The sequence below is a fragment of the Agromyces fucosus genome (assembly GCF_004134865.1).
GTDB classification, from domain to species: Bacteria; Actinomycetota; Actinomycetes; order Actinomycetales; family Microbacteriaceae; genus Agromyces; species Agromyces fucosus.
Genome location: NZ_SDPO01000001.1, coordinates 780827 through 795302 on the forward strand (window position 1 = coordinate 780827; position 14476 = coordinate 795302).

A 14476-nucleotide genomic window follows, 5' to 3' on the forward strand; every position below is an offset into this window, starting at 1 on the left:
CATTATCCTTCGAGTTCGAAGTCCGCCCCGAGGAGCTCCAGCTTCGTGATGAAGTTCTCGTATCCGCGAGCGATGATGCCGACGTTCGAGACGGTCGAGCGGCCGTCGGCCGAGAGCGCCGCGATGAGGTGGCTGAAGCCGCCCCGCAGGTCGGGAACCTCGATGTCGGCGCCCGTGAGCTTCGTGGGCCCCGAGATCACCGCGGAGTGCTTGAAGTTGCGCTGACCGAACCGGCACGCGCGACCGCCGAGGCACTCCTTGTGCACCTCGATCGACGCGCCCATCTCGACGAGGGCGTCGACGAACCCGAAACGCTGCTCGTAGACCGTCTCGTGCACGATCGAGACGCCCTTCGCCTTCGTGAGCGCGATCACGAGCGGCTGCTGCCAGTCGGTCATGAAGCCGGGGTGCACGTCGGTCTCGATGATGACGGGCGAGAGCTCGCCGCCCGGGTGGAAGAACCGGATGCCGTCTTCCTGGATCTCGAAGTCGCCGCCGACCTTGCGGAAGACGTTGAGGAACGTGAGCATCTCGGCCTGGCGCGCTCCGCCGACGAAGATGTCGCCGTCGGTCGCGAGGGCCGCAGCGGCCCAGCTCGCGGCCTCGTTGCGGTCGAAGAGCGCCCGGTGGGTGTAGCCTTCGAGCTTCTCGACGCCCTCGATGCGGATGACCCGGTCGGTGTCGACCGTGATGATGGCGCCCATCTTCTGCAGGATGTTGATGAGATCCATGATCTCGGGCTCGATCGCCGCGCCCGAGAGCTCGGTGATGCCGTCGGCGAGCACGGCCGTCAGGAGTACCTGCTCGGTGGCGCCGACGCTCGGGTAGGGCAGCGACACCTTCGCGCCGTGCAGGCCGCCGGGTGCCGACATGCGGATGCCGCTCGGCAGCTTCTCGACGATCGCACCGAAGTTGCGCAGCACCTCGAGGTGGTAGTCGATCGGACGGTCGCCGATGCGGCAGCCGCCGAGGTCGGGGATGAACGCCTCGCCGAGGCGGTGCAGCAGCGGGCCGCAGAAGAGGATCGGGATCCGGCTGGAGCCCGCGTGCGCGTCGATGTCGGCCATGTGCGCCGTCTCGACCGCCGACGGGTCGAGGATGAGCTCGCCCTCGATGCCCTGCGTCACGCTCACGCCGTGCACCTCGAGGAGGCCTCGGACGATCCGGACGTCGCTGATGTTCGGGACGTCCTTCAGCACGCTCGGAGTGTCACCGAGGATGGCCGCGACCATCGCCTTCGTGACGAGGTTCTTCGCGCCCTTCAACTCGATGCGACCGCGGAGCGGCTTGCCACCGTTGATCGTGATCTTGTCGACGTTCAACCCGACTGCCGTTCCATGGTTCTTGGCATCCTGCCCGAGTGTGTTCACAGACTCCCTGATTCCGCCGGCTCCCTGATGGGGAGCGTCTTCGGCCGCCACGACTCTCGATGAGACTCGAACTCGGCAATTGCTGCTTCATCTCTGAGGGTGAGCCCGATGTCATCGAGTCCCTCCAGAAGCCTCCACCGAGTGTAGTCATCGATCTCGAACGGCACCTTCAGCGACCCTACGGTCACTGTTCGCTCAACCAGATCGACCGTCACCGCTATTCCCGGGTCGGCCTCGACGACCTCCCAGAGCCGCTCGACGTCTTCGTAGGCGACCTGTGCTGCGAGGAGTCCCTGCTTGCCCGAGTTGCCGCGGAAGATGTCGCCGAAGCGCGAGCTGATGACGACGTCGAAGCCGAAGTCGCGCAGCGCCCAGACGGCGTGTTCACGGCTCGAACCGGTGCCGAAATCGGGTCCGGCGATCAGCACCTTCACGCCCTGGTACTCGGGGCGGTTCAGGACGAAGTCGGGGTCCTGGCGCCAGGCGTAGAAGAGCGCGTCGTCGAATCCGGTCTTCGTGACGCGCTTCAGGAAGACGGCGGGGATGATCTGGTCGGTGTCGACGTTCGAACGGCGCAGCGGCGCCGCGGTGCCCGTGACGGTGGTGATCTTCTCCATGGTCAGCGCTCCTCCCCTTCGGCCTGCAGATCCCACGGGCTCGACAGCGTGCCGCGGATCGCGGTCGCGGCGGCCACCAGCGGTGACACGAGGTGCGTGCGGCCGCCCTTGCCCTGGCGTCCCTCGAAGTTGCGGTTCGAGGTCGACGCGCAGCGTTCGCCCGGCGCCAGCTGGTCGGGGTTCATGCCGAGGCACATCGAGCAGCCGGCGAAGCGCCACTCGGCGCCGAAGTCGGTGAAGACCTTGTCGAGGCCCTCGGCCTCGGCCTCGAGCCGCACTCGAGCCGACCCCGGCACGACCATGACGCGCACGCCGTCGGCCTTCTGCTTGCCCTTGATGATCGAAGCGAAGGCCCGCAGGTCTTCGATGCGGCTGTTGGTGCAGGAGCCCATGAAGACGGCGTCGACCGCGATGTCCTTCAGCGGCGTGCCGGGCTCGAGCGCCATGTACTCGAGCGCACGCTCGGCCGCGGCGCGCTCGTGCTGGTCGTCGATCGATGCGGGGTCGGGCACCGTGTCGGAGAGCGAGACGCCCTGCCCCGGATTCGTGCCCCACGTGACGAAGGGTTCGAGCGTGTCGGCGTCGATGAAGACCTCGGCGTCGAACTCGGCGCCCTCGTCGGTCGCGAGGGTCTTCCAGTAGGCGACGGCGGCGTCCCAGTCGGCACCGGATGGCGCGTGGTCGCGGCCCTCGAGGTAGGCGTACGTCGTGGCATCCGGTGCCACCATGCCGGCGCGTGCGCCGGCCTCGATGGACATGTTGCAGATCGTCATGCGACCGTCCATCGACAGGGCCCGGATCGCGCTGCCGCGGTACTCGAGCACGTAGCCCTGGCCACCGCCGGTGCCGATCTTCGCGATCACCGCGAGGATGATGTCCTTCGCGGTGACACCGGGACGGAGCGTCCCCTCGACGTTGATCGCCATGGTCTTGAAGGGCTTCAGCGGCAGGGTCTGCGTGGCGAGCACGTGCTCGACCTCGCTCGTGCCGATGCCGAAGGCCATCGCGCCGAATGCGCCGTGCGTCGAGGTGTGCGAATCGCCGCAGACCACCGTGATGCCGGGCTGCGTCAGGCCGAGCTGCGGGCCGACGACGTGCACGATGCCCTGCTCCTTGTCGCCGAGCGAGTGCAACCGGATGCCGAACTCGGCGGCGTTGCGACGCAGCGTCTCGATCTGCGTGCGGCTCGTCAGGTCGGCGATGGGCTTGTCGATGTCGAGGGTCGGCGTGTTGTGGTCTTCGGTCGCGATCGTCAGGTCGGGCCGGCGCACCGGGCGACCTGCCATGCGAAGGCCGTCGAAGGCCTGCGGACTCGTCACCTCGTGCACGAGGTGCAGGTCGATGTAGATCAGGTCGGGAGTGCCGTCTTCGCCCTTCGCCACCAGGTGGGCGTTCCACACCTTCTCGGCCAGTGTGCGCGGGCGTTCAGTCGCCGGGACGGCGTCTTCGGCGGGCGCGGCGTTCGTGGATGTTGCGTTCATGCGTTCGTCTTCCTCAGGTCCAGGGGTCAGCCGACGACAGACTCCGCGGCGGGGAAGGCCTCAGAACGAAGCCCCGCCGCGGCAACGAAGGAGAAGACGTCGTCGTGCGCGCACAACTTCAGGCTAACACCTCGGAAACGTCGACCCGGCCAGATGACACCGGGCGTTCAGGCCCGCTCGACGCGCATCGCGAAGGTGCCGAGCTCGACCCGGTCGCCCGGCGAGAGCACGACGCGCTCGCCCGGAGCGAGGTCGTGCTCGGCGCCCTGCGCGTCGGTCACGAGCACGCCGTTCGTCGAGTGCAGGTCGGTGATCGAGAGTTCGGCGCCCTCGAGATCGATGATCGCGTGGGTCTTCGACACCGACTTCGCAGCGTCGACGACGGGCACGAGCACCGCGTGCGGGCGAACCGGCACCGGTGCGGGGTCGCGGCCGATCACGAGCGACCCGCCGACCTGGAACCGCTGCCCGTCATCGAGCGAGAGGATCCAGGGTCCGTGCGGCGCCGCCTCGGCCTCGGGCACGACCGGCGCCGGTGGAGGGGAGGGAGCCGTGACCGGCGTGAATGTCGGGAAGGCGGCCGGCGCCACGGCGGGCGCGGGCCGCGGCGGCGCCTCGACGGTGTCTGGGATCAACCCCGGAGGCGGAACGATGAACCCCTCGTGCTCCACGGCTCCACTCTAGGCGAGCTTGCGACGGGGTCGCAGCCCCCGCGTCATCCTGCTGCGGGGGCTGCGGCCTCGGCACCGCCGGGTTCGGTCGGTTTCGACGGCCTGGAGGGCTTGGGGGGCTTCGCCGGCTTGGCGGGCTTCGCCGACTTGGACGACTTGGCGCCGGAGATGTCCACCTGGCCCCAGTCCCGCTTCGAACGGATGCGGAAACGGCTGAAGAGACGTCGAAGTCGACCGGATGCCGCGCGCGCGAGCCCGACGGATTCGAGCGCCGTGTCCCAGCTCTCGTCGACGACGGACTGCTCGATCTCCTGTCCGCCGAAGACCGCCCGGTCGGTGGCATCGGCCAACGGCATCACACGGATCCCGCTCGCCGGCCCGTCGGCGCGGACGATCCGTACCGGACCGGTGTCCGTGCGGCCTCCGCGGGCATCTCCGAGACCCTGCTGGTGCAGCTGCCGTTCGATCACCGCCGCCACCTGACGGCGACTTCCGACCCTCGGCACGTCGAAGCCGAGCTCTGCGAACTCGTCGGTCATCTCGTCCCAGGCCCCGGCGACGCGGCGGTCCCCGGATCCACGGTTCCGACGCCGATTGCGGCGGCGCGCCTTGATCGCGGCGACCACGAGCATCGCTCCGAAGACGAGGAGCAGCGGAATGCCGATCACGCCCGCCGTGACCCATGCCCACAGCGGGATGGCGAACGGCTGGTTCTTCTTCTCGTCGTCGCTGTCGTCGATCTCGACCGCGGTGAGCAGGTCTTCGTCCTCGTTGTCGCTGCGCGGCGGCTGGCGCACCTGGGGCTGCGGCTCCGACTTCGGCTTCGGGGTCTGGTCCTGGGGGATGTCGGTCTCATCCGGAGTCGGGTGGAAGGCGACCCAGCCGACGTCCTCGAAGGCGACCTCGACCCATGCCGTGACGTCGTCGCCGACGACCTCGACGGAGTCGGCATCCTCCCCGACCTCCGGCGCGAAGCCCATGACGACTCGCGCCGGGTATCCGAGGTACCTCGCCATGAGCGCCATCGCCGAGGCGTACTGCTCCTCGTCGCCGACCATCTGGCTCCGCGTGAACAACTCGATCATGCGGTCGGCGCCGTGGCCGGCACGCGACGGGACGGAATCGGACGCGAGCCCGTGACTCAGGAACCCCTGCGTCTTCAGTGCCGTCTCGATCGCGCGCAACTGCTCGATGGGGCTCTCGGCGCCGCCGGCGAACTCCTGCGCCTTCGCGACGACGACGTCGGGCGTGTTCTCCACGGGAGCCAGGTCGATCTGCGCCGCCGGGGTGTCGATGAGATCGTCGTCATCGACGCCCTTCTGCAGGGTCGCGTCGATCGTGTACCGGTACTCCTCTTCGACCCCGCTCGTCAGCACGGCGGTGCCGGTCGACGAGTTGTATCGCAGGTCGCCCGCGCTCGCCACGCTTTCGGCGTCGTCGAAGCGGAGCCGCGTCGGGTACCCGACGCCTGGAAGCCAGACGTCGTCGTATCCCGCGATCTCGATCTCCGCGGTGCGCTCGCCGCCCGGGCGCATGAGGCCTGGCAGCGGCAAGGTCTCGCCGACGAGTTCGAAGCCGCCGTCGGACGACGCCATGTCGTCGGGGCCTGCGACGTTCCAGAGGCGCCCGTCATAGGAGTCCATGCTCGCGAGCCGGATCACATCGCCCGGCTCCAGGCCGGTCGCCGTGAAGAGCGTCGTCTCGGAGAGGTCCTTCGTGTAGGAGCGGAATCCGGCCAACGGGCTCGGGAACGCCAGCGGGTCGAACGGCGGCGTGATCTCCTCGCGCAGCACGAACCGATCGGGCTGCGTCGGAGCGAGCGCCGTGCCCGCGAGCGCACCCACGAGGACCGCGCCGGTGACCAGCATCCCCGTGCCGGCGAGCTTGCGCCGCTGCAGTCGACTCGCACCCGAATCGCTCGCCGCAGGCGCGGCGTTGCGTCGCCACCCGAGCCAGATGAGCGCGATCGCGGCGAACGCGACACCGCGAACGCCCGCGAAGTAGGTCTCGTCGGTGCCGAGCAGGATCCCGGAGAGGAAGAGCAGCACCGGGCCGATGAGCAGCACGCTCGACCTCAGGGGCGAGCGGCGCACGACGAGCCAGCGGCTTGCGAGCATCGTTCCGACGAGCGCGACCAGCCACGTCGCGAAATAGGGCACCACGGGGATGTAGTACGGGGCCTCCACCGGGGTCTGGAGGGTCACGATGTCGGTCCAGCCCCAGACGGCGCCGAGGGCGAGCCCTGCGAGCGTCTCGAGGCTCGGAATCACGCCGAAGATCGATTGGGCGGGCATCGTGAGCGCGCTGCCGAAGAGGAAGTAGCCGAGGAGCGCTACGAGCACGTTCGTGACGACGCCGAGCCGGAGCACGTAGCCGAGCACGCCGAATCCGGTACCGACGACGAGGCCGCCGATGCCCGCGACCAGGAAGTTGTAGTCGCCGAAGGAGGTCTCGTAGCCGATCACGCCGAGGAGCGAGAGCACCGAGATGATCGCGACGTCGGGCCATGCCCGCGCAGGGAACGGACGGAAGGCGGAGGGTGCGGCTGGGTCCGCGGGGACGGGCTGCACCGGGGTCGAGGAGTCGGTCACGGTCGCACCCGCCGCATCACACGTGGGAGGTCGCCGATCGCACCGATCGTCACGACCGTGAGGCCGGACACCTTCGCGATGCGCGAGGCCGCACCGAACTCGGCGCGGAAGCCGATGGTCTGGGTGTCGAGGCCGAAGACGGTCTCGGCGGCGCGGAAGTCCGCCAGTGGCACCTGCGATCCCCCGACGATCATCACGACACTCGGCGGAGGCAGTCGCTTGGTCGCGTCCCTCGCGAAGTCGCGCAGGTTCGCGTGATCGCCGGATGTCTCGACCAGGCGCGAGGTGTCGTCGAGCAGCGACGTCGGAGTGGCGGTGGAGAGCGGCATCCGCTCGCTCACGATGCTCATCCTCGTGCCGTCGCGCACGACCTGCACGCCGATCGAGGCCGTGATGGAGATCGCGAGCTCGAACTCGTCCTCGGAGGCGTAGGCGTCGCGGTCGGTCGTGTGCACGATCGTGAGCTGCGAACGGCGGGTCTCCTCGAACTGGCGCACCATGAGCTGGCCGGTGCGCGCCGACGTGCGCCAGTGCACGTTCCGGAGCGCGTCGCCCGGCTCGTAGGAGCGCAGGGCGTGGAAGGAGATGTCGTCGTTCGTGATCGTCTTCGTGACCTCGCCCTCGAGGTCGCGCACCAGGCCGGACGCGCTCGGGGCCAGTCGGGCCGTCACGGGATGCACGAAGAGCTCGACCTCATCGGTCCACTTCACGGTGCGGCGCAGCAGCCCGAGCTGGTCGCCGCGGACCGTGATCGCCGGCCCTGCCACGATGACGGCGCGGCGATGCGTCGGGACGGCGAAGAGTTCGTCGTGCTCGGCGCCCGGCGCGAGCACCGGAACCACGAACTCCGCGACGGCACCGCCGACCGGCAGTTCCATGCGCGACGGGATCGACGGCTTCGCGGCGATGTTCGTCACGAGCATGCGCCCGAGCGCGCGCTCACCGGCGACGACGCGGTGCGGGTTCAGCTCGATGTGCACGCTGAAGTTGGCCCGGCCGAACACGAACGCGACCGCCACGAGGAGCGCGGCGGCGAGCGTCGCGCCGACGAAACCGAACTCGATCCAGCCGAAGACGCGGCTCAGCGCGAAGGCCACCACCGCGCCCGCGAGCACGATCCAGCCGAGCGGCGAGATGACGCTCGTCACCGGCGCTGCGAACCCGAAGACACGGCCGAGGGCCTGCCCCGACAGTCGCACTGCGTTCCTCAGGCCGCCCACGATGGATCGCCAGAGGCCCCGCAGCGCGATGGCGGTCTGCGAGGGCACGCGCGGGGCGGTCTCCGGGCGTTCGGGCGTGGCGGTGCTCGTCATGCCGCCGCGCGAGGGCGCTGCCGGGCGTTCGGGTGCCGTGGACCTGGTCATGCCGCGCGGTACGCGGGCGGTTCGATGTCGACCAGCACTCGGCTCACGATGTCTTCGGCGGTGACGCCGGCGAAGTCCGACTCGGGGTCGACGATGATGCGGTGCGCGAGCACCGGCACCGCCAGCTCGCGCACGTCGTCGGGCGTCACGTAGGTGCGGCCCTGTGACAGCGCCCACGTCTTGACGGCACGCGCGAGTGCGAGCGCACCGCGCATGCTGACGCCGAGGGTCGAGTCCTTGTGCGAGCGGGTCGCGGTCACGATGTGGTTGAGGTACGCGAGCACGGATGCATCGACGAACACCTCGGAGGCCAGCTGGGCCATCGCCGCCACCGAGCCGGGGGCGATGATCGGCGAGACCTTCGACGCACGGGCGCGGTTCGAGGAGTCGAGGAGCAGCGCGACCGCGGTGTTGTGGTCGGGGTAGCCGAGCGACGTCTTGATAAGGAAGCGGTCGAGCTGCGCCTCGGGCAGCGTGTAGGTGCCCGCCTGCTCGACGGGGTTCTGCGTCGCGATGACCATGAACGGACGACCGACGTCGTGGCTCACGCCGTCGACGGTGACGCGGCCTTCCTCCATGACCTCGAGGAGGGCGGACTGCGTCTTCGGGCTCGCACGGTTGATCTCGTCGGCCAGCACGATCGAGGCGAAGATCGGGCCCTTGTGGAACTCGAAGACGCCCTTGCCCTGGTCGTAGATCGTCACGCCCGTGACATCCGACGGCAGCAGGTCGGGGGTGAACTGGATGCGCGAGTTCGAGCCGTCGAGCGTGTTCGCGAGCGCCTTGGCGAGCACCGTCTTACCGGTTCCCGGAACGTCTTCGAGCAGCACGTGGCCGTCGCTGAGGAGCGCGGTCACGACGAGCCTGATCACCTCGCGCTTGCCGAGGATCGCCTGGTCGACGTTGTCGACGAGCTTCGCGAAGGCGTCGGAGAACCAGTCCGCCTGTTCCTGTGTCACTGCCATGTCTGCTCCTCTGATGATTGCGGGCGCTGCCGGGTGCTTGCGGTCACCACGTGTCGTACCTGATGTTGTTCCACTGGCTTCCGCTGATTCCGCCCAGCGTTCGCGACGTGCCGCCGCTGACGTTCTCGAATCGCACGGCGATCGTCTCGCCTGCCTGTCGGATGCCGAGGTGGTTCTGGAGCTGCAGTCGGCCGCTCGCACCGATGTCGATGGTCTGCTGGTAGCCGCAGCAGGCACCGCCGCTGATGGTCGCGAAGACCCTGTAGGTTCCCGGGTCCATGTTGGCCCACGTGATGCGCACCTCGGCGCATCCGCCGCCGCCCGACTGGCATCCCATGCTCGCACCCTTGCCGATCGAGCCCGAGGGCTGCGGGGGCGGCGGGTCGTTGACGACCACGGAATCGCTCGCGATCGGGCCGGGCTTGCCGCTGCCGTTGTTGACCGCCCTCACGTCGACGGTCCAGGTGCCGGCACCGGCGCCGCCTGACGAGGCAGACGTCGCGTTCGTGTTCTGCCAGTTGCCGTTGTTCAGTCGCCATTCATAGCGGATGGCGCCGCCGCCCGTGACGGATGGTGCGTTCCAGTCGATCGAGAGGGTCGTCGGTGCATCCCCGCCCGCTCGGATCGTGACGTTCCTGGGCGCGCTCGGCGTGCCGTAGGGCGTAACGGTCGGGCTCGGTGCCGACGAGGTGCTGCCGATGTCGTTCGTCGCGATCACGGTGAAGGCGTATCCCTGGCCGTTGGTCAGGCCGGTGATCGTCTGGGGCGTTCCTGCTGCGCCTGCGCCGAAGGGCTTCTCACCCCCGGCCCACTTCACCAGGTACCCGGTGATCGGGGAATTGTTCGACGCTGGAGCCCGCCAGGTCACCACGGCTGAGGCATCCCCGGCGGATGCCGACGGCGCGGCGGGCGCGTCCGGCGCGGCGCGCACGATCACCGTCACGCGGCCCTGCACCTCGCGAGCCGGATCCTTGGTGCCGTCCTGCACGCGATAGACGATACTCAGCGTGCCGGTGAACGTCGGGCCGGTCTTCGCAGTGATGCCCGTCGAGGTGAACGTCACGCTCGCCGAACTGCCGACCGAGGCCTGATCGATCTGCGCGTCGATGACTCGGAGCGGGGTTCCCTCGGCCTCGAAGGGGTTGAGGTCGTTGGCGAGCACGTCGATCGTCTTCGACTGGCTGCGCAGCATCTCGATCGGCCCGTCGTCCCGCGGCACGGCCTTAGGCCGGGAGGAGCTCACGACCTCGACGTCGATCGAGCCGGGCACCGAGAACTCCTTGTAGTCGACGGTGAAGGTCAACGTGGTCTTCGTGCCGGGCTGCACGCCGAGCGGCGAGCTCACTGTGAGCATCGAACCGCTGATGCCGGCGGAGAAGTCAGCGCTCTGACCGCTGAGCCCGTTGTACGAGAGCTCCTGCAGCACCTTGTCGCTCGGGTGCCCGCTCGACTGCCGCAGGTCGATCTCCTGGGGAGCCTCGCCTGCCTCGATCTTCATCGTGCGAGGAGTGAAGGTCGGCGGCACGTCCTCGAAGTTCGGGTCGCCGACGGTGACGGGGATCGTCAGGAACGCCTTGCGGCCCTTCGGATCGCTCGCGCTCTCGCCGTCGGTGACCTCGAAGGTCACCGCGGATTGGCCGCGGAAGTCCTTGGCCGGCTTGTAGGTCAGCGTGGAGGCGTCGGTCATCGGCGACGAGCCGTCGCCGTTCGTCGACGTCGCGGAGAGGATGCGTGCGGGCTTGCCGGACGGCACGATCACGATGTCGCCCACGCTCCACGAGATCGTGCCGTTCATCCGGACGATCTGCGGACCGAGCTCGGCGAGATATGGCGGGGGGAAGGTCTCTTCCTCCTCCTTCTTCTCCGCATCGTCGGGATCGGTACTCGGCGGCACGATGACGAACGCCATCGCCGTGAGCTCGTCGACCTCGTTCGTGAGCCGGTAGGCGATCGCCTGTCGCTTCGAGGTCGGCTTGACCTTGACGGTGCCGTCGGTCATGACCTCGGCGTTCTCGGAGTTCGGCCCCTCGACCGTTACCACGAGGTCCTCGACGAGCCCACCGGGGTTCTGGGCGTCCTTCAGCGGGTCGACCGTCACGGTGCTCTTGTCGGCCACTTGCTTGGGCTCGATCACCTGGTCGCGCGCGGTCGGCGGCTCGATCTTCGCGTCTTCGGTCACGAGCACCTGGATGAATGCGCCATCGGCGCCGCCGTGGCCGTTCGTGATCTCGTAGCGCACCGAGTTGCCGCCCTCGGCGTCGGGTGCCTCGACGAGCACGCGGTTGTTCTTCACGCTCGCCGTAAGCCCTTCGCCCACCTCGGGCAGCTTCTTCTGCACCTTGATCGGGTAGCCGCTCGGGTCGGAGTCGTTCGCGAGCACGTCGATCGCGGCCCGGCGACCCGGCCGCAGTTCGACGACATCGTCGACCGCGTTCGGCGGCAGCGCCTCGGTGGGGCGCGGGATCACGCCGATGCGGATCGTGCCGGTCGCCGATTTGCCGGCGGTGTCGGCCACCTCGTACGTGAAGGACTCGGTGCCGGCCGACCCCGCGTAGGCCTCGTAGCTGATGTGGGTGCTGCCGATGTCGACGATCTTGCCGAGCGAGGGCGGCGTGGTGATGCCGACGAGCGTCACCGAGTCGCCATCGGGATCGATGCCGTCGAGCGGCACGTCGATCTTGACCGCGGTGCCCTCGAACGTGCGGGAGGTCAGTGGCAGCGGCAACGGCGCGCGGTTGCCCTTCGCGTCGGGACCGACGACCGTGAAGCGCACGACGGCAGAGGCGGACTGCTCGTAGTCGTCGAAGATCTTGTAGGTGGCCGTGTAGACGCCGGGTTCACTCGGCGCCTGATAGCGCACGGTGTCGTCGGCGGTGAAGACGAGGCCGCCGGCTCCGCTGACGTCCACGAGCTCGGAATCGAGCGTGAGCGGCGCGGCATCGGGGTGGTAGTCGTTCTCGAGCACCGGCACGGTGACGATGTCGCCGGCGCGCACGGTCACCGCGTCATCGGTCGCGACCGGCGGCTGGTGCTTGACGAGCGGCGGCACGGGCACGACGGTGACCGTGCTCGTCGAACTCGCGATGCCGTCGGAGACGGTGTACTCGAACTGCAACTGCTGGGTGATCGCCTCGGACGCCGTGATGCGCGCCACGGTGTTGTTCAGCACCTCGACCGAGAGCAGGTCGCCGGATGCCTCGGTGTCGACCGTCTGCACCGCGAGCACGCGCCCGCTCGGCGAGACGTCATTGGTGAGCAGCGCGAGCGTCGTCGGCTCCCCTGGCCGAAGGTATGCCGTGTCCTTCACTGCGATCGGCGGCGGCGACTCCCCGGGAGGGTCCTTCACATCGACCCGGACGAGCCCCACGCTCGTCGCCGCACCGGCGCCGAGGTTGTAGATGAAGATGTGGGTGCCGACCTGGTCGGAGGAGAAGGCGATCGCCCCGCGGTCGAGGTTCGGCGTGATCGTCGCGGAGGTGGAGGCGTTCTCGACGCCGAGCAGCGCCAACGGCTCGCCTGACGGAGTCAGGTCGTTCACGAGAGGTTGGATCAGCGTGGTCTCGCCGGCGAACACCTCGGCGAAGTCGGGCGTGCCGACCGGGTTCAGGGCCCCGGGCTCCTTGACGTCGACCGTGAGCACCCCGGCAGTCGTGAGTGTGCCGTCGGAGACGACGTACTGCACCTCCTTCGTGCCGAGCTCGCCGGTCTTGTGCTCGAACGTGACGTAGCCGTCGGGTGCGAACCGCACCGAGTCGCCGCTCGTCGGCGAGGCGCTCACGAGGAAGACGTCATCGCCGTCGGGGTCGACCCAGTCGGCGAGCACGTTGTAGCCCATCGACTTGCCCTGCTCGACGCTGATCGCGCCAGACCGGATCGCGACCGGGGCGTTGTTCTCGGCCGTCGGCCGGATGGTGAGGTCGACGTGGGCCTGAGCCACGCCCAACCTGCCGTCGTCGGCGGTGTACTGGAACGAGACGGTCCCCGCGGCATCCGGCGAAGGAGTGAACTGCAGGGCGCGCCCGCCGTCGATGACCTCGAGACGGCCCGACTGCTCGGCGATCTCGCTGATGTTCGTCGCGGTGAGCACGTCGCCGTCGGGGTCGGTGTCGTTCTCGAGGATCTCGAGCACGGTGGTGCGGCCGGGCCGCACCCCGAACGTGTCGTCGCGCGCGGTCGGCGGCCGGTTCGTCTCGCTGCGCTCGGCGAGGGTGTCTTCGAACGTCTGCTGCGAGGCCTTCTCCTCGCCCTCTTCCGCGTCGCTCTCCTCGGGCGGAGTGACCTCGTCCCAGTTGTCGACGAGTCGCATGTTCGCGTCGACGAGCCAGACGTTGCCGTTCGTCAGGTTGTTGAGCGCGATGACGCTGCGATTGACCCGGAACTCGAGTCGTGAGCCCGTCGTGACCTGATCGATCGACTGCACCTCGGGCTTCTGCCCGTCGCACGCGCTGACGTATCGACCGACGCCCGCCCACGCCCCGTGCGCGCACCCGTCGAGCCAGACGGGGCTCGCGACCGCTGCCGAATCGGCGGGTGCGTCGATGTCGGCGTCGATGACGTTCACGTCGCCGCCGGCGAGCGGCACTTGGAGCAGCGAGTCACCCGTCGCGAGCAGCACTGAATCGTTCTCAGCGCCGACCTGCTGGATCTTGAGCGCCCGCTCGTCGAGTTCCCTCGCGGCGCCGTCGATGATGACCGCGTTCTGCTTCGTGTCGAGGATGACGGGCTCGTCGCCGACGACGGAGAGCTGGTGCTCGCCGATCGCGGGCAGCGCGCTCGCCTCGGGCTCGGCACCGGGCTCGGCGATCTTCACGAGCTCGTCATGTTCGGGGGACGTGGCGTAGACCACCCCCTCCTTCGACACCGCGACGCGGGAGTCCGAGCCGAGCTGCGAGATCGGCTCGGTGTCGGCCGGGTTCAGCTGCAGCTCTCCGGCAGCACTCGTGACCCAGAGTTCCCCCTTCGGCGACAGGATTGCGAGCGTCTCGCCGCCGTGGGCGACCTCGGAACCGGGAGGGGCAGCGACACCCTGACCGAGGGTCGTGAAGGCGGGGTCGATGCGCTCGATCGAGCCGAGGCTCTTGTCATAGAGGAAGACGTCTTCGCCGTCCTGCAGCACGTCGAACGCGTTCGAGGCGGTGTTCACGGCGGCGTCGAGCTCCTCGATCTGCCGGTTGAGACGACCCGCCAGCAGTTCCTTGCCGTTGGTCACCCACACCTCGCGTGCGGCGAGGTCGACATCCGTGACGGGGAAGCCCTGATGGAGCACCGCGAAGGTCAGCGGAACCCCGGCGAGGAGCGTGATCGCGACGGTGGAGGCTGCGACCTTTCGCGCGCGCACCCACGACGTGAAGGCACCCACTCGTCACTCCCCTGATCGCGATTCGAAGCTCGACATGGCGTCGAAGCCGAACCCCCAC

At 68.9% G+C, this 14476-nt stretch carries 8 protein-coding genes; all 8 read right to left on the bottom strand.

The genetic code is table 11. The features are described 5' to 3' along the window. Positions 1 to 2: 2 nt before the first annotated feature. Positions 3 to 1370 (bottom strand): UDP-N-acetylglucosamine 1-carboxyvinyltransferase, encoded by a 1368-nt coding sequence (gene murA, locus ESP57_RS03670; RefSeq protein WP_129230574.1) that lies wholly within the window; start codon positions 1368 to 1370, stop codon positions 3 to 5. After that, positions 1367 to 1987, bottom strand: coding sequence for a 3-isopropylmalate dehydratase small subunit (leuD, locus tag ESP57_RS03675; protein ID WP_056009737.1), 621 nt, complete (start codon positions 1985 to 1987; stop codon positions 1367 to 1369). Before leuD ends, murA begins: the two co-directional genes overlap by 4 nt. A gap of 2 nt (positions 1988 to 1989) precedes the next feature. Continuing rightward, positions 1990 to 3468: a 3-isopropylmalate dehydratase large subunit gene (leuC, locus tag ESP57_RS03680; RefSeq protein WP_243648388.1), complete on the bottom strand. Its 1479-nt coding sequence runs from the start codon at positions 3466 to 3468 to the stop codon at positions 1990 to 1992. A gap of 167 nt (positions 3469 to 3635) precedes the next feature. After that, positions 3636 to 4139 (bottom strand): FHA domain-containing protein, encoded by a 504-nt coding sequence (locus ESP57_RS03685; RefSeq protein WP_056009741.1) that lies wholly within the window; start codon positions 4137 to 4139, stop codon positions 3636 to 3638. A 44-nt stretch (positions 4140 to 4183) separates the two neighbouring features. Continuing rightward, entirely contained in the window at positions 4184 to 6730 is a 2547-nt protein-coding gene (locus tag ESP57_RS03690) for a transglutaminase TgpA family protein (RefSeq protein ID WP_129230575.1), read from the bottom strand. Then, the gene (locus ESP57_RS03695; protein WP_129230576.1) at positions 6727 to 8094 is read right to left on the bottom strand and encodes a DUF58 domain-containing protein; all 1368 of its coding nucleotides are present in this window, start codon (positions 8092 to 8094) and stop codon (positions 6727 to 6729) included. Before ESP57_RS03695 ends, ESP57_RS03690 begins: the two co-directional genes overlap by 4 nt. Then, positions 8091 to 9059 carry an AAA family ATPase gene (locus ESP57_RS03700; protein ID WP_199470554.1) on the bottom strand — a complete coding sequence of 323 codons (969 nt, stop codon included), beginning with the start codon at positions 9057 to 9059 and terminating at the stop codon, positions 8091 to 8093. The genes ESP57_RS03695 and ESP57_RS03700 overlap by 4 nt, the downstream gene beginning before the upstream one ends. A 43-nt stretch (positions 9060 to 9102) precedes the next feature. Then, positions 9103 to 14418: an Ig-like domain-containing protein gene (locus ESP57_RS03705; RefSeq protein ID WP_129230577.1), complete on the bottom strand. Its 5316-nt coding sequence runs from the start codon at positions 14416 to 14418 to the stop codon at positions 9103 to 9105. Positions 14419 to 14476 lie beyond the last annotated feature (58 nt).